We start from the raw sequence: 23,963 nt of genomic DNA on the forward strand, positions 1-23,963 counted from the left end.
CGCGCGCGCCGAGGAGGCTCCCAGGCCGCCCGCGGAAAGCGAAGTGCCTGGAGCGGAAATCAAAGGTAAAACCCGTAAATTCATCATAACTAGCTAAATAATGCGACTACGTAAGTAGTTACGAAAAAACTTTCTATTTCTCGAAAACTGAAATGGTATACTGAAGGAAATGACAGATATATACAGGGGGAGCAATCAATGCTTGTCTGGAGGAGATTATTTTCACAGGTTGTGAAACGGAAATATTGGGCACTATTGTTCGGGACAATTGCCTACATACTCATTAACGCTCTAATCATACAACTGATTGAGCCAGAAACATTTACTACTCCCTTGCATGCAGCATGGTACATCATGACAACAATGACCACTGTCGGCTATGGGGATGTTTCTGTGCAGACAGCTGCAGGCAGGCTCTGGGTCATGTTAGTTGTTTTCACACTGGGGATTGGCCTTTTCGGACTCGTTATTGGAGTCATTGCCGACTCGTTCGGCCAATACAGGTTATTGAAGGAGGAAGGAAAGTTGGCTTTCAAGGAAAAAAATCACTATGTCGTTATGGGCTGGACATCAAAATCAAAGGAAGCTATCAAGGAAATCCTAGCGGCAAATTCCCAACAGGCTATTGTTTTGATAGATGAATTAGACAAATCTCCGATAGACCACGAGATGGTCCATTATATCCAGGGCAGCCCTACAGATTTTGAGACATTCAAAAAGGCGAATTTGGAGTCCGCCGCTTCGGTGATGATTTTTGCCCCTAACGGAATTGAACAGGCTGACCTTGCGGATGGAAAAACACTGTTGATTGCTTCAAGTATCGAAAACTATGATGAGGGAATTTCTGAAAACATCTACACCATTGCCGAAGTACTCAATGATAAGCATGTCCGTAATTTTCAACATGTAAAGGTAGATGAATTCATCCTCTCTCACACCTTCGTATCCCATCTTATGGCAAAAACCGCACAGACCCGCGGAACAAGTAAGATTATTACCAAGCTGATAAGCCAACAGGATGGCGAGGGCGGAAATGATTTATGGGAAGTCCAGGCAAGACCCGGCTGGCTGACATATGGTGATGCTTATGAAGAACTTAAGTCAAAAGGAGCGCATTTAATAGCCGATGGCTCAAACTTAAATGTTCTTGACCGGCTCAACAAATCGCTTCCTGCGAATGAAAAGCTTTATGTTATCTGTGACAGCAAAACATATAAAGCACTATAGATCATTTGATTATAGTACCTTCCACTGTCAGAAACAATCCTTTGTAATATGAGTGAACATGATCAATATGGATCTCGTGTTCTTTTAGTAGTGAAAGCGTATCCCTATCCAAGTGGCAGCCGTCGCAAATTCTTTTCCATACTGGATTCAGCAATTCCTGTGCCTTTGCCATCCCTGGGTGGTTCATCCTAACATGCTCGAAGACTAGAAACCTGGCACCGGGCTTTGCAACTCTCTTAATTTCATCAAGCGCACGATTGGGCTCAGGTATTGTACAAAAGACTAAAGTTGCCACCACCGTATCAAAGCTGTTATCCGGAAAAGAAAGTTTCTCCGCGCCAAGCATATGGGATTGGATGGGTACCTTCGCTTTTTCAAGCCGGCTTTTCGTCCTTTTTATCATATACGGGTTTGGTTCTATTGCATCCACACTTTCTGCTCTCGTATAGAGGGGAAAGTTGATTCCGGAACCAGACCCGATTTCAATCACTTTCCCTGTCGCTTTTTGTATTAGGTCATTTCGGATAACCTTAAAAGCATTTTCTTCGAATCCCTTCATTGCTGCATCATATATTGCTGGAAATAATTTTCCCATACCAATTTCTCCTCATTAAAAAAGGCGGCGGTTACGCCCTCAAAATTATTTTAAGACGTAAGCTGCCAGGACGCTCTGGAGCTCGTATATATTCAAGCTTTTATTAAATTGCTTTTGTAACGGCAGCTGGCTTCCTGAAATCCAGATTTTCAACTCGGCATCCAGATCAAAGCTTCCGGCTGTTTCAATACTGAAATGTGTAATGTTTCGGTAAGGAATTGAATGATACTCGGTCTTTTTTCCGGTTATCCCTTGCTTGTCTACAAGAATCAAACGGCGGTTCGTAAATATGAACATATCACGGAGCAGCTTATAAGCTTTTTCAATCGACTCTCCAGGTGCCAGGACTTTTGCATATTCCTTCTGGACCTCGGGCAGGCTTACTTCTGACGCATTCCCCATCAATCCATCTAAAAATCCCATCTATATGCCTCCTTTTCGCAGCTTCTTTTTTTATATCATTCCCTATTAAAAGTTTATTGAAAAGTCCTTTTCTGTATTACCTTTAGGATTATATATCCGTTCTGTATAAGAAAGTCTTTCTCCCTCCATCAACAGGATCGTCGAGCACCTCGTCCCGTAGCCTTCACTCCTAATAAACATCGGGGAAAGAATCCTTTCAAGCTCAAGGCCTACACCTGTATCCGGAAGGTCGGCATCTTCAGCGGGGTCGGTATTTTTTAGTAGTTGAAATAAAGCCATTTTTAGTGCGGCACCCTCTTTGTCCAAGATGGATTCCAACCCCTTTTTCCCTCCTTCCACCTTCGGCCACGGTGTATTCAGCAGATGATTGCTGACACCATGTATGCCAGGTGGAACCTCGCGAACGACACCTTCAATATTTGAATAATAATAAAGGTTCGATTGATCTCCGGCAAGCAAATTAAAACCAGGATAAAGGCTTCCCTTTTGTGCGGCAGCCTTCAGATAATTCTCAGGACTAGCTTTTCCCCGCAAGAAGTCCGCAACAAGCTCTCCTCTTGACAGCTTGCCAGTCGCCTTCATCTCTTTAGGGTCTCGAAAGTTAGTCAGGGCGGCAAATCTCCCGGACTTCGTCACTCCCATCCAAGTACCCAGCTTTTCCAGATCCCTGCCGGCAAGGAGGTGTGGTTGATCCTCCCAAAAGTGAGCAGCAGCGGTGGGCCGTTCGTAGCTTTCATCCCGATTGGATGCGACAATCAACGGATATCTGGGATGAACTTTATAGGCAAATAATATTAAGCACATCGTTATCACAGCTTTCTCTAACAGTCTTTACACCAATAGTATCCCAATTGGGAAGGCATTGTCTCATTATTTTACTCATTATGGTGATACTAACAACAATATTCGTTCTAGAGGTGATTAGAAAATGAAACGAAAGGTAATTATCTGTCTTTCAACGATTTTTTGTTTAGCTGCATTATGTTTATTCATATACTATCTAAACAAAGGAGATTCATCACGGTGGCAGGTTGCTGCCGGAGGATTTGGAGTAAGTGCTCTACCGCTTCTCCTTCTTTTCACAAAAAGAAATCCCTTTAATATCCCAATCATAATCGGCTACTATATAGCGATTCTTTGCACGACGTTTCTGGGTTCTATCGCCACATTTTATTTAAAATATAAATGGTGGGACTCTACCATCCATCTTTACAAAGGAATGTTGGTTGTATTCATAGGCATTGCCTTATACAAATTGCTTGTTCCTGAAGGTTCTCGCCCTGGTGTTTCCAAGCTCCTGCTTGGTTTGTTCACCATTTCTCTTGCCGTAACCTCAAGTGTACTGTGGGAAATTTACGAATATGTGGGAGATTTGTTCTTTACACATACAATGCAGCTTGGCGGAAACAAAGATACCATGCTCGATTTACTTGCCGGTACCTCTGGAGGTCTGGCTGCCAGCCTGTATTCATTTATTAGGAAGGAAAAGCTATAAAGGGGTGGTGAAATGGGACGCAAGTTTATTATTATAATTTGTTTATTATATTGTGTATTTATGGCATTTCTTGCTTTTAACTTTCACGAGCAAGGAGAATCATTTAAGTTTTCTGTCGCCGCTGCCGGAATTGGCTGTGGGGCCGTACCTCTCATTCTTGGCATTTTCACAAAATGGCAATTTAACGTTCCTCTGGTAATGGCTTATCTTGTTTTTTTACTTTGCTCTCAATACCTCGGTTCAATATTAGGCTGGTATGGGCTTGGCTGGTGGGATACGTTTCTTCATCTTTTAAGCGGGGCACTTCTCGGCTTCACTGGAATAGCCATTTATGAGAGGCTAATCCACCGGGAGGCAGGGAGACAAATTTCGGCATGGTTTGTATTCCTCTTTGTGTTTCCCTTTGCTGTTTTTGGCGGGGTAGTTTGGGAGATATATGAATTTACATCGGATGAACTTTTCGGAATGACCCTGCAAGGTGGAGGAAATAAGGACACAATGATTGACCTGATTGCTGATTCACTTGGTGGATTAGCGATTGCAATAATGGCCGGATTAAGGACTTCTTTAAGAAAATAAGGCATTCTGTTGTGTGGTCATCTAAATAGTTTAACTCACCTTCAATAAAGGAATAGTTGTCATAACGACAATATAGGGATAGTGATTACGTGATTTTGTGGAGCTTGGTTTTTGCTATTGGGCTAACTGCTGTCCATCTTGGATCAAAGTATATGGGATTTCTCGGATTCATGCCAAGGAGCAAGCTATTATCAATAGGCGGCGGGGTATCTGTGGCATATGTATTCATCCACATACTCCCCGAATTGAACAAACATCAGTCTGAGCTTAGGGAATCCGGACTGGAATCGGAACTAAGCTTTCTTGAGCACCATGTTTACCTTGTATCAATGATTGGACTTGCTTCGTTCTATGGACTCGAACGAATGGCCCGCCTTTCAAAAAAAGAAACGAGTGCAAGTAAACGGATATTTTGGACTCATGTCCTTTCTTTCGCGCTATACAATGGACTGATCGGTTATTTATTAATTAGAGGCGAAAGCAGCAAACTATCGGAGTTATTCACATTTTTCCTGGCATTGGCGGTCCATTTTATCGCGAATGATCACAGCATGCGCGAGTCTCATAAGCGAACATACGATAAATATGGCCGATGGCTTCTTTCAGTTTCTATATTGGCAGGCTGGGTTATTGGCTATTTTAGCAGCATCGATAAAGATACAATTGCCGTACTCTTTGCCTTGCTGGCAGGGGCTATCGTATTAAATGTATTGAAAGAGGAATTGCCGGAGCAGCGGCAAAGCAACTTTTGGGCATTTTTTGGAGGAATGATTGCCTACACAATCCTGCTGCTGGCTCTTTGATGCAACTATTTTTGTTGGGCGTGCGTTCATTTTTATGTCTCTTAAAAGAGATCAGTTCTCCACCGAGAAGTGTACCAAACTGCACTTTTTTTCGGGATAAAGTTTTGAGCCAGCCCTCTCCGGCTGGCTCATTGGTTATGCGTATTTCCGTTCCTCATTTGTGAAAAAGCTCTTCATGGCGTTAAATACATCAGCCTTTTGTTTAAGGATATAATACCTAAAATCTTCATTCTTAATATTCTTGTAGGCTGACATCAGGGTCGAATGCCTATTGTACTGATTTAAATATAAACGCTACACACGGTATCCAAATTACTCCCTTGGGTTATTTCATCCCACATTTATCTTTACTTTAACATGCTTAATAGTCGGCATCGCTTTCTTCGGTTGTTCTGGCTGCCTCAGGCTATTCACAAATTTAGTAAACGATTCAGCCTGGAAAACCTTGAATGGATAATCTCCGTCTAGCGCATACCGCTGGTCACTCAATATAAGAATATGTGGAAATGGATCCCTTGCAATTATGCCTGAGCCATATAATGCGACATACCTCTTTAACTTCTCGTTCATCAGCTTCTCGCTATATACCGTTCTTTGGACCTCCACAAAGAAACTCGTATTTCGATATTGGCAAAATATATCGGGCTCGGCACAATCACCTTTTCTTCCATACTTAGGTTCAACTAAGAATGTTCCTAATTCGCCCAGGTGCGTTAATTCTTTATATACATTCAGGATAGAAAGGAAATGAATGATTTTCTGGCTATCCTTTTTTATTTGAACTTCAGGTCCAAAGTAAAGGAATGGCACATAAGCCTGGCTCCGCTGTATCTGGCCATCCCGAAATAAGCGAAGCAAAACATTATTGGCAGCATACTTAGGATTTTTCTTACCTAGGAAGTGCAACTCCGCAATACTGTCCCGATCCATCACCCGGAACTTATTTAAATCCTTTATGATTGCTTTATCCCTATCTGTCAGCATCAGCCAAACACATCCTCTTCGGTTAGTTGTTTAGGTTCCACAGACTCTTCCGCAACCTTCTTCACCTTATAGCCTCTTGCGAACATATCCTTCCAGTCAGGAACACGATAATTCATCAGTATTTTTTCTGCTTCTTCTTCCGTAAGGTATGGGGCTTGCAGCTCTGTGAGTTCATCTCGCTTAATCAGGAATCGGCCCGGGGTTTCTTTGCTAATCTTCTCACTTCCAGGTGTACCTATAATCTTAGAGTTCATAAAATCCGTGGTACGAAAGCCCATTCTCACAGTTAATAATCCACGGACTTTTGTATCTAAAATATCATGGGAAGGCCGTTGTAATGAGAGTATGCAATAAATCCCCAGGGCCCTGCCTAAAGCTACGATTTGAACAAGCTGTTTCTTCATATCCCTGTCATCCATTATCATGACAATTTCATCGATACATAACAGGATAAACGGCTGCTTTTCGGTTACCGGCAGCTTGGTAATATGAGTGACGTTAAATTTATTTAGCAGTTCCCCACGCCGTTCAAGTTCCTTGTGGATGTATTCCAACATCCTAGCCATATCATCCGGATAAACACAAACACTTTTAACATGCCGCACCCTTTTAAACAGAAAGAATTCACTCATCTTTAAATCGCCTAAATAAATGTGTAAGTCCTCAGGCGACTTGTGTTGGATTAGTGTTGTAATGATCTGCCTTACTTGCGTACTCTTACCGGCTCCTGGCTCACCAGAAACAAGGCAATTCGGTTCCGTTATAGCATTGTAGACCATCCACTCTCCAGCACTGTCTTTACCGCACACAATTGGCATTTCTAGCCCATCAAGAGCAGGAGTAATATCTTTATAGCTGTAGGTTAATTCCTTCGGCAGACTGTCATTATTGACGGTTAAAACATATTTCTTAACTTCACCATCAACGATGACATTCTTGCCAAATATTTGTTGGAAAGCAAACAGGTTCTTTTGCACAGTTTTGGGATTCAAACCAGTTGGAAGGGTAAATACATATTCGGTGGAGTGGTCGGTGCTACGGATAGAGTGGATTTTGGGATATATCTTGCGTTCGTCACTTCCTACAGTCAGGTGAATACCTCCGGCGCGGAATGCCTTAATTAGCCTCTTACGTGCCATTAAATTTGCCCAGAAACTCATGGTAACCACCTTAAAGTTATTGGGTTCATTTCGAGAAAATACACTCCGCAGGCTAGCCCGGCAAGTGGAATAGCAAACTTTAATACGTTGCCTATCCAGTGATATCCAAATGAATCTGCCATGCTATCAGTCAATGCAACTACAAGCACCCCTCCAGCTGCTAATAAAATTCCAGGTCCAAATAACATATTGATAGCCTCCTAGTTTCATATTGTTTAACAATTGAGTTTTCTAATTGTTTGAAAATTCGCGCTCCCCCTTCAGGCCTTCCGCTTCGCTTCCTCTTTAACAAATTTTTATTTTGTTGATATGGCAGGCTTTCTTCTTGTACATGTGCACTTATAATACATAGTTGAAAATCTTTTTAAAAACACTTGCGTAACAGTTAACCTCCTTCCGCAACTTATTTGCTACCGTTTTGCAACTGTGTGGCTTTCGTGTTAATAGCCTATGCCTAGGCGTGGTCCCGTTTGCCTGTCCATTCAAAATTTCTTTAATTTTTATTCAAGCTAATCTGAAAGGAATTTAAAGACAACTTGCAGAAATGGTTATAATGGAGTGTGGATGACATATGTTTGAAAATAGAATCGACTACTGGATGAATGAAAAAGGTCTAAAGAATAAGCATCTTGCTAAACTCTGTAAGGTGTCGGAGCAAACGTACTCCAGCTGGCGGCAAAATAAGTCACAGCCAAAGCTAGATCAGGCAGTCGTTATTGCTCAGGCCTTACATATCCAGCTAGATCAGTTAGTCAAAAGGAAGGAAAATGAGAAGTGAGTAAAAAACTAATGGTTACTGGTATTATTTTATCGTCACTAATTTTTGCAGGATGTTCGAAGGAAAATCCAGAGCAAGCTGCAGCTGAAGAAAAGCCGAAAGCCGGCCAAGAACAAACTGAAGGTAAAAGTCAAGATTTCAACCCAGAGGAATTTGTGAAAGAGGCTGGAAAGCATGGTATGGAATGGTACATTGCGGAAGTTGCAAAGTTAAAACCAGAAGAAATATCGCAACTTGAAGAATATCAGAAGGAGTTAGAAGCTAAAAAATTGGCAACCTATGAGGAAATTTTAAAAGGTGCCGAAACCAAAGAGGCAACCAATGATGAAGGGCAAAAGGTAATTGAGTATAAAATGGTGAACAAGTTTGACCACGATTTTCAGTTTTTCCAACTAGCTTGGACGGAAGGCGACGGCGAAAATTATTCGCAAACTGCTGACAATGTGAGGGCAGGTCAACCGTTCACCTTAATTGTTGACCCTGCCTTTGATAAAACACTGAATGACATTGACTTAAGCACACTCAGTTTAACTGGAAGTGAATAAAGATTTGGGAGTACAACACCATGAGTAACTACAGAAACGTACTCATAAAAATTGATTATATATCCAATCCAGGCTCGGTGTGGGAACAAAATGCGGAAAGAAAAGGTAACTTCCCGCTTAGAGGCCGTAAGCCTGAACAAGTGGCCCATGAGTGGATCCGCAAGCTTCGGAAAGAGATATCAAACTTTACCGTGGTAAGAGTGACCGTTGATGGTGAACACCATATTACAAAGGCCGTTCTCCAGCTGGATGTAATCCCAACTGATAATTTGCCTTTTTAGGGAAAAATGAAGCTCATAATGTTTAAAGTCCCTCAGGTATTAGAGGGACTTTAAACATCCTCATCATTATAATCTGCAATAAAAATAACATATCTATATAACAAAGTGGCATTCCGGATTGAAATCATTATGGTAAACAACACAGCCCCAAGCCAGACAGCACCAAAAATCGAAAGGGGTATTTTAACAACAAAGCCAGTTAGAAATGGAAACATCATGCTAATCTCACTTAGGCTTTTAGAAACAAGAGATATGACAATTCCAATAATTAAAACAATAAGTTGAATTATTATTGCAAAAGAAAAAAATGATATTAATTGTTTTAAGACATTATCATTTTCATTGCTACCGGTGTGCTTCTTTAAAAAGCTCAGCACTCTATTATTGCTCGCTGCAATAATAGATAAACTAGTGGTATTAAAACCTGCAAGTATTGCAATAACTGATAGTGTGTCTTTATTCATATCCATTATATAGTTCATTAAATCTTTATTGGATTTCTCAAATATAAAGAAATACACAAATATCGCGCACGCCACGATTATTGGTATCAGAAGGAATAGATTAAATTCTGTCCTGGTTGTGTATTTCTTATAATTATTTATAACTTCCCTAATATCTCTACCTGGTTTATTGTAGTCATCCTCTTCCTTAAATGATCCTTTCCTCCTTTTCATCTCCATCTATTTCCACTCCTTCAAATTGATCAATTTTTCTTTTATATGCCACAGGATTATCCTTTAAAATTATTTCAGCCATACCTTCTGTTAAGTCCTTTAACGAAGGCATACCATTTTCATTGTGATTAACTTTAATGTCAAACACTCTTTGTATATTTTCAAGTTCAATCGTGCGACTTCTCCCCGAGTGGGTTTTCCCCTGAATGCCAATACCATCAAAATGTTGCTCTTCGAATAATTTTTTAAAATACTGCTCTACTCCTATGACAGAATCTTTTGGAATTGTATTTTCGAAAGAAACTTTTACTCTAGAAATACCTTTCATGCCATTTTGTTTCGCATTATTATACAAATACAATACGTTAGCTGCTTCATTACTCTTAGACTCAAGTTGGTCAGTATCAAGATAATAATATGCGTCATTTATAACTGAAAACTGTTTTAGCTCCTCAAAAAATGTTTTTGATGGTAAACTACTTATTTTCAAAAAATTAGTCCTATGCATTTTGACAGGATCATATTTCTTATTAAATGCTACCAAGTAATCATCGATTAGCCCTCTGTGATATCTAAAGAATTTTTTGATAAAGGTTTTCCTTGCAACATTTTCTGAATCTTTCTCAAGTAGTAATAAACCCGTTCTTTTATCTACAACAAAATTGATTTCATTTTTCACTCCGTGATTTTTTGGTTTAATACCTGCTTCAACTTGCTCGAAGATATCAATGATTTCTTGTTCCTTCCCATACCTTGCAGTGATAAAAACACCCTCGTATATATTGGCGTCTTCAGATTGTTTAAATGATATTAAGTTTATCATTTTATTATCTTCTTTAAATGCACGCTCTTTTAAAGGAATATCTTGTATTATCCTTTTAAAGAAGAATTCTAGGCACTCAAAGTCAAATCTGTCTAAATCATACGATTTCCCTGTAAATTTTGGAGTGGTTAATTCATATCCGAAGATTGCCACAGGTTTAGTTTCCATGAGAGTCTCCTTCCCAGGAAGACCCGCAGGTGTAATATATATTATTGGATTTAACAATAATATATGTTACACTAAATTTGACGATTGACGTGCGGGTCTAACTGCATGTCCTTTTTTTATCTTAATGTTACTAGTTTTGTAGAATATTGTAAATTACGGAATTATATATCACATAAATTACACAATAACCCTTCCTTCCCGGGAAGGGTTATTGTGTTGGTTATTTCACCCTTAATTTTTGCCCAGGGTAAATCAAATCTATATTCTTAAGTTTGTTCAGGACCTTGATTCTTTGAATGGTTGTTTTATACTTCAGCGCAATTCCCGAAACCGTTTCGCCTTTTTTGACAACATGGTATACAGCCTTGATTGTTGGCTTTGGAGTCGAAGCAACCTTAACATCCTTCTTGAACTGCTCGAACAAGTCAGGTCTTGCTACCCATGGAGCCGGGCAGTTTTTTCCAGTAATGTCATAGTGCCTGTAAATATCAGCTGAAGGATCCAGCTTAAACCTCTTGCACAGCTCAGCTACCACCTTAACGGTCCTCGCCACCGTATCCTTATGAATAGTTCCATCCTTCTCAACGCACATTTCCACTCCGATTGTATTAAGGTTTGCATTCCCGCCCCTATAAGTTGGAACCGAAGCAAGCAGCCTCTTGACCTTGGAAGGTTTTTCATTTGCTTGATAGGCCACTTCATTTAGTGGGACGATTAGGGATGCGCTGTCGCGATCAACAAATAGATGAGCAGATGCAGCCCTGCCACCGCCGCCGTCTTCCCCATCAAAGTAATTGGCGTGTGCCTCGTCACTTCCCCCGGGATTAGCTGTCCAATGGACTACAATGGCCATCACAGACAATAACGATATACCTGGTCTAGAAAACCTATTCTTTTGAACAATATCCTCTTTCCAAAGTGCAGTTGCCATTACTCATCCACTCCCTTTTCTACTGTGGCCGCCTGTTCTTCGGCAGCTGGCATTACTGACCTTTCCTCAGACCGTCTAATCTTTGCCTCAATCTCACTGGCCACCCACTGGATAGCCCAATTCGGAATCCACTTATCCCAACCTGCCCTTGTAAAGTTGGCAGTCATAGATGTTAGAGTATGGAACAGGATGCCACCCCAGAAAGCGTAGAAGAACGCTGGGGCAGGAGTGTGGAAGATGATATCGAGCATGCTTCCCCAGGCTGGTAAAACGAGCATGACAGCCGTTCGCAAGACACCTTGGAGACCATAAGCGCTGGCATAAGAACCATCCTTCTTAGATGCTGTGATACCGCCTGCCCAATCAAATAGGATTGCTAGTATTAGCGCCAGAATAAAGTAAATGTGCAGCTCCCCTCCGTACAACTTACCGACGACAGAACCTGCAAATCCTGCAACCGTGCCGGCTGCCATGTTCTTCAGTGTCAGCAGGCTGCTCAAGTCAAAAGCATCATAGTAATTTCTCATTCTCATTTCTCCCTTTTTGGAAAATAAAAAGAGCCCTCAGATGAGAGCTCTTCCGCTATTTGTTATTTGTAAAAAATTGAATAAAATCGTTCCCTAAGTCACTTATATATAATGAATCACTTTCCCATACCTTAGAATGAAAACCGATAGATCTCCTTGGAAGGTACCTACGACGCTGATCTTCAAGCGCATTTACATAGTCAACCAAATCATTTACTGTCTTTACTAATTTGTTATAATCCTCATCCAAGCTGCTAACCAGTAATCCTTGTCGCTGTAGTTTCTCATTAGTCCTGTGATAAATATCCTCGGAAATGCCTTCTTTCAAAAGATATTCTTTTAATTCAAGGTGAGTAAAATGCGGCCGGTGAAGCTTGTGAAAGAGAAGTCTGAGATCTATTTTGCGAAGATTTTTTAGAATATCTAAGTAAATTATTATCGTTGTTGGCTCTGGGTTCTCAGTTGCTGTCAAATTTACAAATCCATTAGCAATATACTCTATTTTATCTGCTTCCTGTTCGTCAATTACGTAATCGCAAATAAGTCCAGCAAAGAAATCCTTAATTGTCCTTTTCTGCCGTTCCCCTAAAGCTCGGTAATTTCGTTCAATTTCTTCGATTCGTAAACTCAATTCATAAAATAAGCGAAGCAAGTTCGCTTCCATCCTTTGTTGTTTATAATTTAAAACAAAACTTGTGAAGCCAGGAACAACTGCCCCTACTACTCCTTCAAGAAAAATTTCCGATACAACAGAAACCCCTCCGTCTACACTGCACTCAAGAATGTCTTTAGCCTTTTGAATAAAAGGCTTACCTCCATTGTTATCCAAATAAACCCCCTCCAATGATTCTATTATATCAAATCACAGGAGGAAGTATTATCCAAATTTACTAGTAATAAGTTACTTTACATACAACGCCCGTCTGGGAGATTTAACCTTTAATCAAAAGAACGAACTCCGAAAGTAAAATTAAGTTTAAAATCGCTCGCGATTGTTCTTAATGACCATTTGACTCATCCCATCAACCCAGTTAAGCACTTCTTGCAAATCAACAGTGTTGTTCCAAAATTTTAATGTTGTCCCTTCTAGCTGCCGAAAAGTCTCCTGGTTTTGGGACTGTGGAATCAACATGCTGCCTACATTTAAATCAATAAACATATTGGGATTTTCAGAAGTAGCCCATTGGTCAAGACGTGCTTCAAAATGCTCGTAATCATTTCTGATAGCTCTTAATGACTCAGGTGGTTCTGGAAACTCAGGGTTTCTTTCCCTAAGAATCTTGGCCCTTTCTACCGCCTTTGCATGTTCGTTATTTCGTTGCCTTGCTCCAATTGCCTCTTCATCGACGAGTCGAAGAACAAGCATGGCATGATTGATGATAGACATAGCATAGCTAATAACAATAGAAGCTGATTTTGTTTTGGATGCCTCGACTAGCTGAATAGCATTTTCCTTAATCCAGTCATTTCGGTTGTTTATTTCTTCCTCATAAATCCTCATTACAAAACTAAGTTTTCCTTCATCATTTGGGAAAAATTGATTGTCCATAATGTCCTCCTAGATTGATATATTTTAATATCAATCTATTTATTGGAGATTTGTCAACCTTTTTACGAACTCCGTTAAATGACTTCTTCTTCCGATACTTGTTCAGATACAATTGTATTTCCATCTACAGATATTACTCTCATTTTCAACGTCATTGGACTCTCTGTTAATGGGTTCCACATTTCAACTGTATAGAAGTCGCCCACTTGCATTAGATAATCGCCTCCTCTTCATATATGACTGTATACATTCTGGCTGTAACTCCATCGGTATTTAAGTTTGTGAAATTTTGAAAAACAATCAACAATGGATTCGCAGAATCGAATATAATACCTCCGGGTGACTCATATTTTAATGTCAAAGCTGTTGTTCCACCTGCTGTAGTGAAAGCTAGTTGTTCCGCTCCATAGGTAACAGCCCCTATACCAACAACAATAAAATGAGAACCTGTTGAACCTGCAATAGGTGGGGAATAAGCACCAATATACTTGAGCCGTCCTAAATACCCCGGCGTAGGGGATATAGTAACTGATGCAGCGGAATTAGAATTAATAACCGCTGTCATTGTTGCTCTTGCCTTTTGAAGTCTTACTTTCCTCCCTGTTAGCGCGACATTCATCGCGCCGTTTGCGCCTTCTACAGGTTCGTAGTCGTCAGCTGTCTTGTTGAAATACTGGGGGACTGCAATGCCTTCGGTGTTACGTTTTACGAACTTATCAAAAAAGCCCATTCATCTAACCTCCTAATCTATTAATTACTTGTAGCAATATCTTAAGCCTGCGAGATCAAGCTCGTTGTCTGTGGCCCCTGTCGCTGTTGTGATAACAGAGATTTTTCCATCATCAAACAAGTAAACTCGAGCCCAATGGTTGTTAATGTATCCAGCGATTAATAAGGCATGACTTGTTGTAGGCTTAACGATGGATGGCATCGTAAAGGCTGGTAGGTAACTGGCCCCACCGAATTGCCCGTTCTTTATCCGCCCGCGAAAAACAACCTCATTGCCAATTATTGAGTATTGTGGAGTTGTAAGGCCTGCAACCCACCCGTTTTGCAATGATAGGTTTGTCCAAATCAGGGGAGAGTCCGTAACAACCTCATACCACCCTCTAAAAACATTGTCGGAATGAACAGTCCCGATCCACGTCCGGCCGTCGGCATTCCTCTGTAATCTGAACTGCTTCATGCCCTGCTCTGACTGAGTTACATCAATGTTGTACCAAGCTGTACTACCTGGAATCGGGTGCGAAGGTATATTTAGACTTGCACCGTAATAAAAACCGACACCAAGCGTTAATATGTCAAAGCCTGCAGCTAATTTTGTTCTCAGTCCGGTGTCTGCAGACAGCTTGACCATTTGAGCATTCTCTCTTACCCATGCCAAAACCTCTTCGTACTGCTTCTCCAAATTGTTCAAGTTAACCGCAGTTAGTGGAGTACCAACTTCAAGGATTTGGCCCTCAGCTGGGACCAGGGTGATCGTACCATCGGCATTAGTCCGCATAGTATAGGTCATAGGTTTTTCAACAACTCTGTCTTTCCAGAGTGTTTTATTATAAGGCACTAAATTCCACCTCGGCTTTCTGTTACGCCATTCAAGTAGCCCTCATACGAGAATTCCTGTCTAAATATCCGTGTCTGTTTCTTAGCTTCGAAGCTATCCTCAACCAGAATGACATCAGCGCATTCTAATATAGGATTTTGCCGCCAGATTGTTTTGTAGATGGCGTTGTAATTACTTTCGGTTATAATCCAATTTGCCACATCCCTTGCATGGGACTCTGTGGTGATTAACGGGTTAGCGATAGCAAACGAATCGCCATTGGTTCCTTTAATACTTGTATTTACGACTACAACTTCGCGCTCGCCGGTAGATTCATACACCTTTACTACAACCTCATAGATGGACTTATCTAAACTGATTTCGGGTTCTTCGAACATTTGATCATATTCAATGTTCTTCATTCCAAAACCGTTTGTAACCAATGGATATGCCCCACCAAAATAATAGGATTGCCCACAGTAATTCAGATAGTTGCTACTCGCGTCCAGGGCTGTAAATGGCTTAATAATTACTGTTCCCGTCCTGTCCTGGTATACGGCTGCTTTCCCCGCAATCCCGATGTGTTGCAAGGCCTCCCTCGAGTTGAGTCTTCCTTTAAATCCCGGTGACGATATTCTTTTTAGGCTGTCATCCACTGAAAACTTGGTAATGCCTGCTTTCTGGAGGACATCAACTGCTAAATTATAAAGATTACTTGCGGCTGTATTGTTATAGCTGATTTGCGCTAACATGTTGAAGCAATCTTGGCCAATTAAAGAAATGCTCATTGCTGCAGTCTCGTTTTTCCACTCGGAAAGATAATAAATTCCCATCGGCACCCATTCTATAAAGGAATGCTGTTCTATTGGAAAGCCTATGAAAATTGGATCTGATATTTCTTCCATAACTAAACCAAGTTCCAATCTAATTTCTGGCCGGCTTGCGATAATTTCGTTCATTTTGGCAAGAGTTAAGATGTCAAACTCTGCACCAGTATTATCAAGGGTGACCCGCAATTCATTTGTGGGTAATGTCTCATTGATGGTGCTCATTTCTTCAAGAAGGTTGAAGCTTATGATAGTTTCATCACTATACTCTTTTGTGACTCCATAAAGAGTGAAGAATATCCTGGCGTTTATTTGGCGAACAGGCGCATAGACAGAGTCCTTAAATTTCTTACTAACGTTCAACAAGTCTATGCACCTACTTTTCTATCAAGCTGAATTTGATATCTTTCCATTCAGCCTGTCCGTTTTTAAAAATTAACATCGGTGCCTGGCGATCCCCAGAATAAAAAGTTCCTGTTTTCATTCCGTTTGCTTTAGGGTCGAAGTAGGTAACAGAAAAGAATACGGGGTCCACCAAGTTAAGGATTCTGCTATACTCTGCCCCCGTTAAAAAAGCCCATCCAACCTCAAGCTTTCTTTTAGTGGCAATCCGTTCAATAATCATCGTTCCCTTGGCATTTCGCTCTGCTTTACTTAAATCAATAATGCCCACGTCATATTCAGATGGAGTGGGTAAAGCCACCCCGCTGATGCTGATCAGTGCCATTTACCCGCCCCCCTAAATCGGTTTCAACCTTACATTCGTTCCAACCCGTTGGTTTTCTTTGTCAATATACGGCTTGATAATGCGTCCGAATGTCCTGCCATCAAGTTGCAAAATAATATCACCACCAGTGCCGCTGGATCTGCTACCCTGGTTGGCTTGAATAACAGCGTTACCGACCGCCCCTGCAATGATATCCTGCAGCTTATCGAGTGGCGATACGACCTCTTTACCGCCTGGGTTATCACCGATTAGAGCAAGTGTCGGGCCGTTTGTGATGCCGCCTTTAGCAAGCTTCGGAATTTCAGGGAGATTGCTAAATGGTTGGCCAAATCCCGGCACAGAGAAGTTTTTCAGGCTTTTGATTGGTTTATTGATTCCGTCAATAAGTTTGTTCAAAAGTGTTTTCACACCATCAGCAAGGCCGTTAGTAAAGCTGGTTCGAATTTTGTCAAAGGCAGAAGAAATCTTATCAACGACATTCTTTTTAAACCAGTCGTAAACCCCAGTAAATTTGCCTTTAATGGTAGACCAGATTTCAGAGGCTTTCCCGCCTATTGCATTCTTGGAATTACCGATTGCATCACGAATTTTGTAAGCTACGTTGTCCCTAAACCAGTTGTATATTCCGTTAAACTTATTTTTTATTGCTATCCATACTTCTCCAGCCTTGCCTGCAATTGATGTCTTTGCATTATGAATGGAGTCCCGGATTTTGTAAGCTACATTGTCTCTGAACCAGTTATATATTCCGGTAAACTTATTTTTTATTGCAATCCAAACTTCCCCCGCCTTACCAGCTATTGCTGTTTTGGCATTATGAATAGAAGTGGCTATCTTATCAGCAACGTTTGTTTTAAACCAGTTATAAACTGTCATAAATTTGCCTTTGATTGTAGCCCAAATATCATCAGCTTTTTTGGCAATACCACTTTTTGCATTAGTAAAGACTGTGGTAATTTTGTCAGTCACATTAGTTTTGAACCAGGATTGGACTGATTTGAAACTGTTCGTGATTGCAGTCCAAAATTTCCCCGAATAGGTCTTGAAGGATTTAACCCAATCATCGAATGTACCCTTGATGTAAATCCATATATTTTTAAAAGACGTCGTGGTGTTCTTGCTTATAGCTTTTAATCCGTCATCCCAAAACTTGCCTATGCTTTTCCAGGAGTCTCTAAACAAAGAAACAATTTTAGGGCCGAATGCTTTAATTCCACCTAGGACTTTTCCGATTAAGATAAGGTTTGCAATATTCCAGATCGCCTTGACGGCGCCTACTACAAGCTGCTTTGCGCCTTGCCAGGCCTTTTTCCAATCGCCGGTAAAGACTCCTGTGAAAATTTTGAGCAAACCAAGAACAACGTCAATTAGGCCGTCAATGGCCCCTTTGATATTGCCCCAAATTGTTTTTACAATCCATTTGAAAACCGGTTTAAGAATCTTCATAAGGTTTCGCCATGCTTGGCCCATTTGCTTGCCGTTTTCCTTCCAAAACTTAGCGATATATTCAATCTTGTCTTGGAGATATTCTTTAATTGCTTTATAAACTTGTTTGAAGACTTTGCCTAAAGGAGCAAAGAACTTTTTCACCTTATCCGCAAATTCCTTTACTTTATTACTGACTTTTGACAGCGCTCCTTCTGATTGACCGGTATCCATAGCAGGTATCGGGATACCTCCTCCAACGACAGAACCACCGATTCCCTCTGCTCCACCACCTCCACTGTCAGGAGAAGATGCCGCACCGCTTGAAGGATCAGCTAATTGGTTGATTTCGTCGAAGCCAGCTACACCTAGACTAGCTTTCTTAGCTTCCTTTGCCGCTTTCTTTGCAGCTTTTCCAGCGTTCGTTGCTTTTTTACCTGCATTTTCATGGGCAGCACCAAGATTATTAACGGCAGCAGTTTGATTGTTTATTACACCAGTTTGCTGAGGTATATCACCTTTTTTGCCGATTAGAGCTCTAACAAATTGTGCAACTACACCCATTACGGCTGCCACTTTATTTGCCAAAACAGTTAATACTGGTAAGGCTACGTTTAATATTGGGAGAAATGCTTGGCCTAATGCCAATTTAACGTTGTTTAGCGATTGGACAAAAGTACCCATTCGGACGGATGTACTATCAGCAACAGTTGTACCGTATTTTTGAGTAGCTTGTTCGAGTATGGCCATATACCTAATTTGCTGTTGGGTTTGGAAATTTAACTGCTGCCAGGATGCTCCGTTGGCAAACTGTTTGAAGGCATTGGTGGATTCAATCATTGCTACGTTCACATTAATACCTAAGTCCTCAATAGCCTCCGTATTGCCTAGCAAACCGCTTCGGATGCGCTCGAATGTATCTTCCATAGTTCGGCCTGTAGCAGAGCTTACGACCGCTGTAGCCTTCATCAATTCTTCTGTTTTCTTTCGGGTATCGTCTGCTCCAGAAGAAAAGGTACTAAGTAAATTGCCATAAGTGGCACCCGCTTTTACCGCTTCAAGCTTAGAGTAGCCAAAAGCCGCCCCTGTTGTTTGTGCCCATTTATTGAATTCACCAGCACTCTCGCCCATAATTCTGTTAATTTGGTTCAAGCTAGTTTCAAAAAGCATGGCATCTTTAACAGCAGAGCCAATACCAAGTGTTACTCCTATTCCAGCTAAAACGGTACTAATTTTACTCATTGACTGATTAATAGAGTTACCAAAGTTTCTAACTTGAGATTGTGCTTTTTGCATACCTTTTTGGAGACCGCTGAAATCAGCACCAGCCCGTACCATAAAGTTTCTTACAATTGCCATTTACCTTCACCTCCTCTTGAAAACAAAATAAAAGGAGCCCCTATGATATGAACTCCTAATAAACAGTGCCACCAAAAGCAGCGTTAAGTTTCTTAACTTCATTCAGCATTTCTTCAGGTGTCATTCGTTTTGGTTTATCTTCACCGTTGAGCTTTTTAAGTACCTCAGTTAAATCTTTAATTGATAATTTGCCGACCCGCTGCCAACGTGCATTGAAATATGCAACAGTAAGTTGATTTTCAATTTCATGTTTGCGTATTTCGCTTTCAAGTTTTTGTTTTTCATTAAACACCTTGATAGAGATGCTCAATTCGTAAGGGGTCATCTCGTTATACTCCGAGATGCTTATGCCCAAATGGATTGCAGATTTTAAGGACTCTTCCCAGCTCCACGTTACTGGCTCTTCTCCGCAATCCTCTGATCGTTTTTTTCATCAACCTCGACAGTGCCGAATGCCGCTTCAAATGCTTGCTGCATCTTTTGCATGATTTCAGAGAAACTTGGTGCCTGGTCGAGTAGATCCTCCATGTCCTCGAGTTTCAGGACCTCGTTATGCCGTCTTGCATCGTACTCCAAACCAATGAGCATGATTTTTTCTAGTTCTCCTAGGTCTGTACCTTCAAATTCAAAGTTTTCGAGATTCTGACCTGTTACAGCCATCATTTTTTTCAAGGCCTTATGGCCAAAACGGACTTCCCTTGGACGATCCAAATTAATAATGACAACATCGTTTTTATCGTTTTTATCCGGCATTTCATTTCCTCCTAATAGAAAAAGACTAGAGAAAACTCTCTAGTCTTAAGCAGTTTTGACTACTACAACTTCATATACTTTTGGAGCTTTATTCGACTCGTTAGCAACGATTGTTAATTTCTTTGAGCCGATTGTCATAGCAATCGCAGCTGATGCCACTCCACTATTAAGCTTTTGAGCAAATACCCCGTCAACAAACAAATCGATGTTTTGGCCTGCTCCGGTGGCCGTTACTGTAACGCTGGCAGCAGTGACACCACTAAAAGCATACAGGTAATTGCCGTTATTGAATGCAGGTGTCAAAGCCCCGCCCGTTCCAGCTAACGCTAGTGCAGAAAGCCCAGCTGAAGGCGTAAGTCCAAGGCTCGGTTTTCCACTGACTTTTACAGTCGCTTCAAAGCTGACACCGTCTTCCATTTCAGCTCCAGTGCTGACGCCTGTTACAATTCCATTAAAGGTCCAGGCAGCGCCAAAAGGAAAAAGGATAGTGAAAGGGAGCATCGTTCCATTCATATAAGCGTTATAAAGGGCGACCTGCCCATTTGTATCGCCGGGATTGAAAAAACCCGATAAAGAAGCTTCTCCTGCATCCTTTAGGCCCTGCATGAAAGTGCGAAAACCATCAACACTATCCAAAGTGGTTGTTTCTAGTGTGTCGGCAGACAAATCAAGTCCGCCAATGGATGTCAGGTCGGCCACGCTATTAGCATTAACTAACAGCTTCGTTCCCATTGCAGCAAACATTCTATTACCTCCTAAAATTTAAATATACCTTCAATCAAACACCGGTAAAGCGATACCTGATTTTCATATAGTTCTACCGGCTTTTCGTAAGTAAAGTTTTGAATAAAAGGGCCGGAGTGACCAATGTTCCGGCTCTGGAATGATACTAACTTTGTTATGACTTGCTGAGTAAGATCCTTTAGCCCCGCATACGAATCTGTAAAGATATTAATCTCGCAAGGTACCTCCTTGCTGGAATGGTAGCCCTTCAAACTCTTGTCCTGGAGTCCTTCAGATGATACATAAATTATATATGGAGCCGGTGTCCCCTCAGGAGCATTTAAGGGGTACACCTTATCCGCCAGTCCTGGCAAAGAAGACAATTCCGCAGTCAATGCCTCCTCAAAGTTCACATTAATCACTCCAATTTATCAATTTCCTTTGTTAAAACCTCAACAACGGTTTCCTCAATTTTTTCGTTATTGTCATCAAGGGATTTTCTCATATACCTGAATCCGGGAGTATACTTGCCATACTGATCCATCCAACCATACTCCTGGGAAGCAGGGTAGTATGAACGATTGCCAGTGGATGACTCTTTTACAAAGACATCGTTCATACTCTTGTCCAACGTCACCTGGTAGACTTTCTTGCCCTTTATCTTTGCTCGTTCACCTTTTAAAACAAGACCCTTCTTGAGGTTTCCCGAATCAACAGGGGCGTTCTTTTTGGCAGCCCTCAAGGCAATTGTTCCACCTTTTCTAGCTGCCTTCGTGACGCACTTTTGGGGCAATCTCTCGAGAGTTTTGAGTGTTTTTTCAAGCTCCCGCATGCCTTTGATTTCCGAACGGCGAGCCATCACATTACTTCCTTGCAGACAAGTTCCAGGAATCGATTCTTCTCGTCTATGTTAATTGGCGGGGTTACCAATTGGAGTTCTTTAGTGCCATACTGGATTTTCATCGTCGCATCGATATCTTTTCTGTACCGAATAGTGACCTTTGTGGTGGCCTCTGAATGAGTCTGAAGTGCGCTATAGAGTTCCCGTCCTCGCAACGGCTTTACATTGGCCCAGACGGTAGCAACTTTCTTCCAGTTATCGGCTCCTTTAACCACTTCCCCGTAACCATTCCGTTTGTCGGACAGCTTTAAAAAAGTGACTCGCTTATTTAATTGACCTGGATTCATTTTAGCTGCCTCCAAACGAATGGAATTTATACGGGCCGATGAGCGCATTCACAGAAAACGCAATTTCTCCTTCAACCCTGCCGAGTACCCCACGATTTTCATACCAATGAGCAATTAGCATGTACATTGCCACGATTACTTCTTCGGGGATGTCCCACCTGGTTTCGTCAGTCATTTTTTCCGCGAGTAAGGGCCGCTTCAGCTTAGTTTCACAGAAACTTCTTGCAGCTTTTATGAGCAGATCCTTAATGAATTTATCATCTTCAGGTGGGGTATCTCTCAGGTAGCTTTTTGCATCTTCCAGAGTAATCAACTCACCCATTTAAGTTCGCGAGAGCTTCCTCAGCCTCTTCCTTACCCTGGACCTTCTCTCCGTTAGGAAGTAGATACCAGCCACCACCCAAATGCTTTAATCCCACAATAGGAGCCTCAATTTCGTCGTTTTCAATATCCTGTGTAGTCTCAACGACGATTGCAGATCCTACCTCGACAAGAACCTCTGCCTCTTCCCGGTCCATTGTTTCGCCAACTTCGTATTCCTTATCAGTTTCAAAAACCCCTGCCGGTGAAGCAGAGGTTTTGAGCATCTTGATTTTCAATCGGAACACCCTTTCTTTATCCTAATTTCACACGGACAAATCCTTCAGCGAGAGCAGGCGCTCCATCTGTCTCCAGACGCCCAATAAAGCCTGTTTGGTTTGACTCGGCATAAAGCTCCACCAGACGTTGGATTTGCATGTCAAGTGCATCCGCAATCCAGTAGTTGGAGAAATCTGCGAGAGCACCAACATACTGGCCAGTTGTAAAAGTATTAGGAGCGAAATCGGAAGCGTTGTATTTGAAATTGAGAAGCTTGTCTGGGTTTGGTCCGTTTGGATCAATCATATAACGGCCATCTCCGTCCTTAATTTTGAGCAACTGCAGGATTGCATCCGGATGGAAGACCCACTGCGCTTTTCCGTGATATCCCTGTTTAAGTGCAAATTTAGCAGCCAAGAGACCGTCGTATGTGACAGCATTTGCAGAATTTCCGTTAGCGATGTCCCTAGTAGTCGGTACACCATTAGCGCTTGCAGTGAAGATTCCAAGAGGCTTACCTACACCGTCACCAGTAAGGAATGCTTTTTCCTGGGCAACCGCAAATTTATAAGCAAGTCTTTCACGTACAATCGCTTCGATTGGAAGTGCAGAGGCACGCAAAAGTTTATTTGACACCTTAACCCGCTTAGCCAGTGGATTTGGTTTGAATTCACGCTTTCCAAATTTCAAGTCTGTTTCATTACCTGTTGCAAGTTCAGTTGTCCAATCCGCATCAGTAGCGTCCTGAGCAAGTGTAGGTACGCCAAGAGAAGCTGCAGACGTCAATGGCTGAACGAAAGCCAATTGGCGAATAAAGACCATGCTATCAAGATTTTTTAGTAGTTGTTTAACAAACTGCATTGGTACGACAGTAAATCCACCGTCTGCATCAACGCCAGCTTGCAGGGCCCGGGATTCTTCAGGTGTGAAGTTTGCCTGGTGACCGTTAGAAAGATATTTGTCGAAGGCAGATCGGTACTCATCAGTTTCAGTAAAGTGCCTCTTCTCGTTCCCTGGAACAGCTGGAGTTGGTAATGGAGGCTCTTGGCCGCGAGTTTCCCCTTCCATTTGAGAAAGCTGCTCTTCCATTTCGATTTTGCCGCGAAGCTCCTCAGCCTCATCAATATACTTTTTCCATTGATCCTTAAATTCCTGAGTATTATCCCTGTTCTCAGCCTTTGCTGTTTCAAGAGCAGCACGGGCCTGATTAATCAGATTTGCACGCTTTTGACGCATTTCACGAATTGCTGGTTTCATAAGGTTGTTACCTCCAGTATTTTAAAATAAAAAAAAG

At 41.5% G+C, this 23,963-nt stretch carries 34 protein-coding genes and 1 pseudogene; 7 read left to right on the top strand and 28 right to left on the bottom strand.

Going from position 1 to position 23,963, the window contains the following annotated elements; all coding sequences use genetic code 11:
- Positions 1 to 198 precede the first annotated feature (198 nt).
- A complete protein-coding gene (locus AM500_RS21240; protein ID WP_053601019.1) occupies positions 199 to 1,227 on the top strand; it encodes an ion channel in 1,029 nt (342 codons plus the stop codon).
- 1 nt (position 1,228) lies between these two features.
- On the opposite strand, the gene AM500_RS21245 is transcribed toward AM500_RS21240, so the two are convergent.
- The 3 genes from AM500_RS21245 to AM500_RS21255 are packed head-to-tail and all read right to left on the bottom strand — an operon-like array spanning position 1,229 to position 3,049.
- Entirely contained in the window at positions 1,229 to 1,822 is a 594-nt protein-coding gene (locus tag AM500_RS21245) for a class I SAM-dependent methyltransferase (protein WP_053601020.1), read from the bottom strand.
- A 45-nt stretch (positions 1,823 to 1,867) separates the two neighbouring features.
- Complete coding sequence (locus AM500_RS21250; protein ID WP_043931454.1) at positions 1,868 to 2,245, bottom strand: PH domain-containing protein; 378 nt, start codon at positions 2,243 to 2,245, stop codon at positions 1,868 to 1,870.
- 45 nt (positions 2,246 to 2,290) lie between these two features.
- The gene (locus AM500_RS21255; protein WP_053601021.1) at positions 2,291 to 3,049 is read right to left on the bottom strand and encodes an NRDE family protein; all 759 of its coding nucleotides are present in this window, start codon (positions 3,047 to 3,049) and stop codon (positions 2,291 to 2,293) included.
- Positions 3,050 to 3,173: 124 nt separating this feature from the next.
- Between AM500_RS21255 and AM500_RS21260 the strand changes: the two genes are divergently transcribed.
- From AM500_RS21260 to AM500_RS21270, 3 genes are all read left to right on the top strand, one after another.
- A complete protein-coding gene (locus tag AM500_RS21260) occupies positions 3,174 to 3,740 on the top strand; it encodes a DUF2238 domain-containing protein (protein WP_053601022.1) in 567 nt (188 codons plus the stop codon).
- A gap of 12 nt (positions 3,741 to 3,752) precedes the next feature.
- Positions 3,753 to 4,319 carry a DUF2238 domain-containing protein gene (locus AM500_RS21265; protein ID WP_053601023.1) on the top strand — a complete coding sequence of 189 codons (567 nt, stop codon included), beginning with the start codon at positions 3,753 to 3,755 and terminating at the stop codon, positions 4,317 to 4,319.
- A gap of 89 nt (positions 4,320 to 4,408) precedes the next feature.
- Positions 4,409 to 5,122 carry a hypothetical protein gene (locus AM500_RS21270; RefSeq protein WP_053601024.1) on the top strand — a complete coding sequence of 238 codons (714 nt, stop codon included), beginning with the start codon at positions 4,409 to 4,411 and terminating at the stop codon, positions 5,120 to 5,122.
- 135 nt (positions 5,123 to 5,257) lie between these two features.
- Here the strand turns inward: AM500_RS21270 and AM500_RS25645 are convergent.
- From AM500_RS25645 to AM500_RS21285, 4 genes and pseudogenes are all read right to left on the bottom strand, one after another.
- Positions 5,258 to 5,407 (bottom strand): annotated as a pseudogene (locus AM500_RS25645) (sporulation protein YhbH); the annotation flags it as partial.
- Between the two features lie 45 nt (positions 5,408 to 5,452).
- Positions 5,453 to 6,106 carry a hypothetical protein gene (locus AM500_RS21275; protein ID WP_231688062.1) on the bottom strand — a complete coding sequence of 218 codons (654 nt, stop codon included), beginning with the start codon at positions 6,104 to 6,106 and terminating at the stop codon, positions 5,453 to 5,455.
- Positions 6,106 to 7,266: an FtsK/SpoIIIE domain-containing protein gene (locus tag AM500_RS21280; protein WP_053601026.1), complete on the bottom strand. Its 1,161-nt coding sequence runs from the start codon at positions 7,264 to 7,266 to the stop codon at positions 6,106 to 6,108. The genes AM500_RS21275 and AM500_RS21280 overlap by 1 nt, the downstream gene beginning before the upstream one ends.
- Entirely contained in the window at positions 7,263 to 7,454 is a 192-nt protein-coding gene (locus AM500_RS21285) for a hypothetical protein (RefSeq protein ID WP_053601027.1), read from the bottom strand. The genes AM500_RS21280 and AM500_RS21285 overlap by 4 nt, the downstream gene beginning before the upstream one ends.
- Before the next feature lie 383 nt (positions 7,455 to 7,837).
- Between AM500_RS21285 and AM500_RS21290 the strand changes: the two genes are divergently transcribed.
- The 3 genes from AM500_RS21290 to AM500_RS21300 are packed head-to-tail and all read left to right on the top strand — an operon-like array spanning position 7,838 to position 8,870.
- A complete protein-coding gene (locus AM500_RS21290) occupies positions 7,838 to 8,044 on the top strand; it encodes a helix-turn-helix transcriptional regulator (protein WP_053601028.1) in 207 nt (68 codons plus the stop codon).
- Complete coding sequence (locus AM500_RS21295; protein ID WP_053601029.1) at positions 8,041 to 8,589, top strand: hypothetical protein; 549 nt, start codon at positions 8,041 to 8,043, stop codon at positions 8,587 to 8,589. Before AM500_RS21290 ends, AM500_RS21295 begins: the two co-directional genes overlap by 4 nt.
- Before the next feature lie 20 nt (positions 8,590 to 8,609).
- On the top strand, positions 8,610 to 8,870 hold the full coding sequence (locus AM500_RS21300) for a hypothetical protein (protein ID WP_053601030.1): 261 nt from the start codon (positions 8,610 to 8,612) through the stop codon (positions 8,868 to 8,870).
- Positions 8,871 to 8,920: 50 nt separating this feature from the next.
- Here AM500_RS21300 and AM500_RS21305 read toward each other — a convergent pair whose 3' ends face one another.
- The 21 genes from AM500_RS21305 to AM500_RS21400 all read right to left on the bottom strand — a co-directional run bounded on the left by AM500_RS21305 (position 8,921) and on the right by AM500_RS21400 (position 23,926).
- The gene (locus AM500_RS21305; RefSeq protein WP_053601031.1) at positions 8,921 to 9,553 is read right to left on the bottom strand and encodes a hypothetical protein; all 633 of its coding nucleotides are present in this window, start codon (positions 9,551 to 9,553) and stop codon (positions 8,921 to 8,923) included.
- On the bottom strand, positions 9,522 to 10,538 hold the full coding sequence (locus AM500_RS21310) for a hypothetical protein (protein ID WP_053601032.1): 1,017 nt from the start codon (positions 10,536 to 10,538) through the stop codon (positions 9,522 to 9,524). Before AM500_RS21310 ends, AM500_RS21305 begins: the two co-directional genes overlap by 32 nt.
- 220 nt (positions 10,539 to 10,758) lie before the next feature.
- Positions 10,759 to 11,469 carry an N-acetylmuramoyl-L-alanine amidase gene (locus AM500_RS21315; RefSeq protein ID WP_053601033.1) on the bottom strand — a complete coding sequence of 237 codons (711 nt, stop codon included), beginning with the start codon at positions 11,467 to 11,469 and terminating at the stop codon, positions 10,759 to 10,761.
- On the bottom strand, positions 11,469 to 11,996 hold the full coding sequence (locus AM500_RS21320) for a phage holin family protein (RefSeq protein ID WP_053601034.1): 528 nt from the start codon (positions 11,994 to 11,996) through the stop codon (positions 11,469 to 11,471). The genes AM500_RS21315 and AM500_RS21320 overlap by 1 nt, the downstream gene beginning before the upstream one ends.
- Positions 11,997 to 12,051: 55 nt before the next feature.
- Positions 12,052 to 12,825: a hypothetical protein gene (locus AM500_RS21325; RefSeq protein WP_053601035.1), complete on the bottom strand. Its 774-nt coding sequence runs from the start codon at positions 12,823 to 12,825 to the stop codon at positions 12,052 to 12,054.
- Between the two features lie 147 nt (positions 12,826 to 12,972).
- Positions 12,973 to 13,545 carry a hypothetical protein gene (locus AM500_RS21330; protein ID WP_053601036.1) on the bottom strand — a complete coding sequence of 191 codons (573 nt, stop codon included), beginning with the start codon at positions 13,543 to 13,545 and terminating at the stop codon, positions 12,973 to 12,975.
- 74 nt (positions 13,546 to 13,619) lie between these two features.
- A complete protein-coding gene (locus AM500_RS25650; RefSeq protein ID WP_156319871.1) occupies positions 13,620 to 13,757 on the bottom strand; it encodes a hypothetical protein in 138 nt (45 codons plus the stop codon).
- Complete coding sequence (locus AM500_RS21335; protein WP_053601037.1) at positions 13,757 to 14,275, bottom strand: hypothetical protein; 519 nt, start codon at positions 14,273 to 14,275, stop codon at positions 13,757 to 13,759. Before AM500_RS21335 ends, AM500_RS25650 begins: the two co-directional genes overlap by 1 nt.
- A gap of 24 nt (positions 14,276 to 14,299) precedes the next feature.
- A complete protein-coding gene (locus AM500_RS21340; protein ID WP_053601038.1) occupies positions 14,300 to 15,109 on the bottom strand; it encodes a hypothetical protein in 810 nt (269 codons plus the stop codon).
- Positions 15,109 to 16,281, bottom strand: coding sequence for a hypothetical protein (locus AM500_RS21345; protein ID WP_053601039.1), 1,173 nt, complete (start codon positions 16,279 to 16,281; stop codon positions 15,109 to 15,111). Before AM500_RS21345 ends, AM500_RS21340 begins: the two co-directional genes overlap by 1 nt.
- A 10-nt stretch (positions 16,282 to 16,291) precedes the next feature.
- Positions 16,292 to 16,642, bottom strand: a complete 351-nt coding sequence (locus tag AM500_RS21350; protein ID WP_231688063.1) for a DUF6711 family protein — start codon at positions 16,640 to 16,642, stop codon at positions 16,292 to 16,294.
- A 12-nt stretch (positions 16,643 to 16,654) separates the two neighbouring features.
- Positions 16,655 to 19,426, bottom strand: coding sequence for a phage tail protein (locus tag AM500_RS25225; protein ID WP_082347330.1), 2,772 nt, complete (start codon positions 19,424 to 19,426; stop codon positions 16,655 to 16,657).
- 55 nt (positions 19,427 to 19,481) lie between these two features.
- A complete protein-coding gene (locus AM500_RS21360; RefSeq protein WP_053601040.1) occupies positions 19,482 to 19,751 on the bottom strand; it encodes a hypothetical protein in 270 nt (89 codons plus the stop codon).
- A 68-nt stretch (positions 19,752 to 19,819) separates the two neighbouring features.
- A complete protein-coding gene (locus AM500_RS21365) occupies positions 19,820 to 20,179 on the bottom strand; it encodes a hypothetical protein (RefSeq protein ID WP_053601041.1) in 360 nt (119 codons plus the stop codon).
- Positions 20,180 to 20,224: 45 nt separating this feature from the next.
- Positions 20,225 to 20,923 carry a phage tail tube protein gene (locus tag AM500_RS21370; protein WP_053601042.1) on the bottom strand — a complete coding sequence of 233 codons (699 nt, stop codon included), beginning with the start codon at positions 20,921 to 20,923 and terminating at the stop codon, positions 20,225 to 20,227.
- Between the two features lie 11 nt (positions 20,924 to 20,934).
- Positions 20,935 to 21,315, bottom strand: a complete 381-nt coding sequence (locus AM500_RS21375) for a DUF3168 domain-containing protein (RefSeq protein ID WP_053601043.1) — start codon at positions 21,313 to 21,315, stop codon at positions 20,935 to 20,937.
- A 5-nt stretch (positions 21,316 to 21,320) separates the two neighbouring features.
- Positions 21,321 to 21,761, bottom strand: a complete 441-nt coding sequence (locus AM500_RS21380; RefSeq protein ID WP_053601044.1) for an HK97-gp10 family putative phage morphogenesis protein — start codon at positions 21,759 to 21,761, stop codon at positions 21,321 to 21,323.
- Complete coding sequence (locus tag AM500_RS21385; protein WP_053601045.1) at positions 21,761 to 22,090, bottom strand: phage head closure protein; 330 nt, start codon at positions 22,088 to 22,090, stop codon at positions 21,761 to 21,763. Before AM500_RS21385 ends, AM500_RS21380 begins: the two co-directional genes overlap by 1 nt.
- 1 nt (position 22,091) lies before the next feature.
- The gene (locus AM500_RS21390) at positions 22,092 to 22,412 is read right to left on the bottom strand and encodes a head-tail connector protein (protein ID WP_053601046.1); all 321 of its coding nucleotides are present in this window, start codon (positions 22,410 to 22,412) and stop codon (positions 22,092 to 22,094) included.
- The gene (locus AM500_RS21395; protein WP_053601047.1) at positions 22,405 to 22,689 is read right to left on the bottom strand and encodes a hypothetical protein; all 285 of its coding nucleotides are present in this window, start codon (positions 22,687 to 22,689) and stop codon (positions 22,405 to 22,407) included. The genes AM500_RS21390 and AM500_RS21395 overlap by 8 nt, the downstream gene beginning before the upstream one ends.
- 16 nt (positions 22,690 to 22,705) lie before the next feature.
- Positions 22,706 to 23,926: a phage major capsid protein gene (locus AM500_RS21400; RefSeq protein WP_053601048.1), complete on the bottom strand. Its 1,221-nt coding sequence runs from the start codon at positions 23,924 to 23,926 to the stop codon at positions 22,706 to 22,708.
- Between the last annotated feature and the right edge of the window lie 37 nt (positions 23,927 to 23,963).

This window comes from Bacillus sp. FJAT-18017, from assembly GCF_001278805.1.
Lineage (GTDB): Bacteria > Bacillota > Bacilli > Bacillales > Cytobacillaceae > Bacillus_D.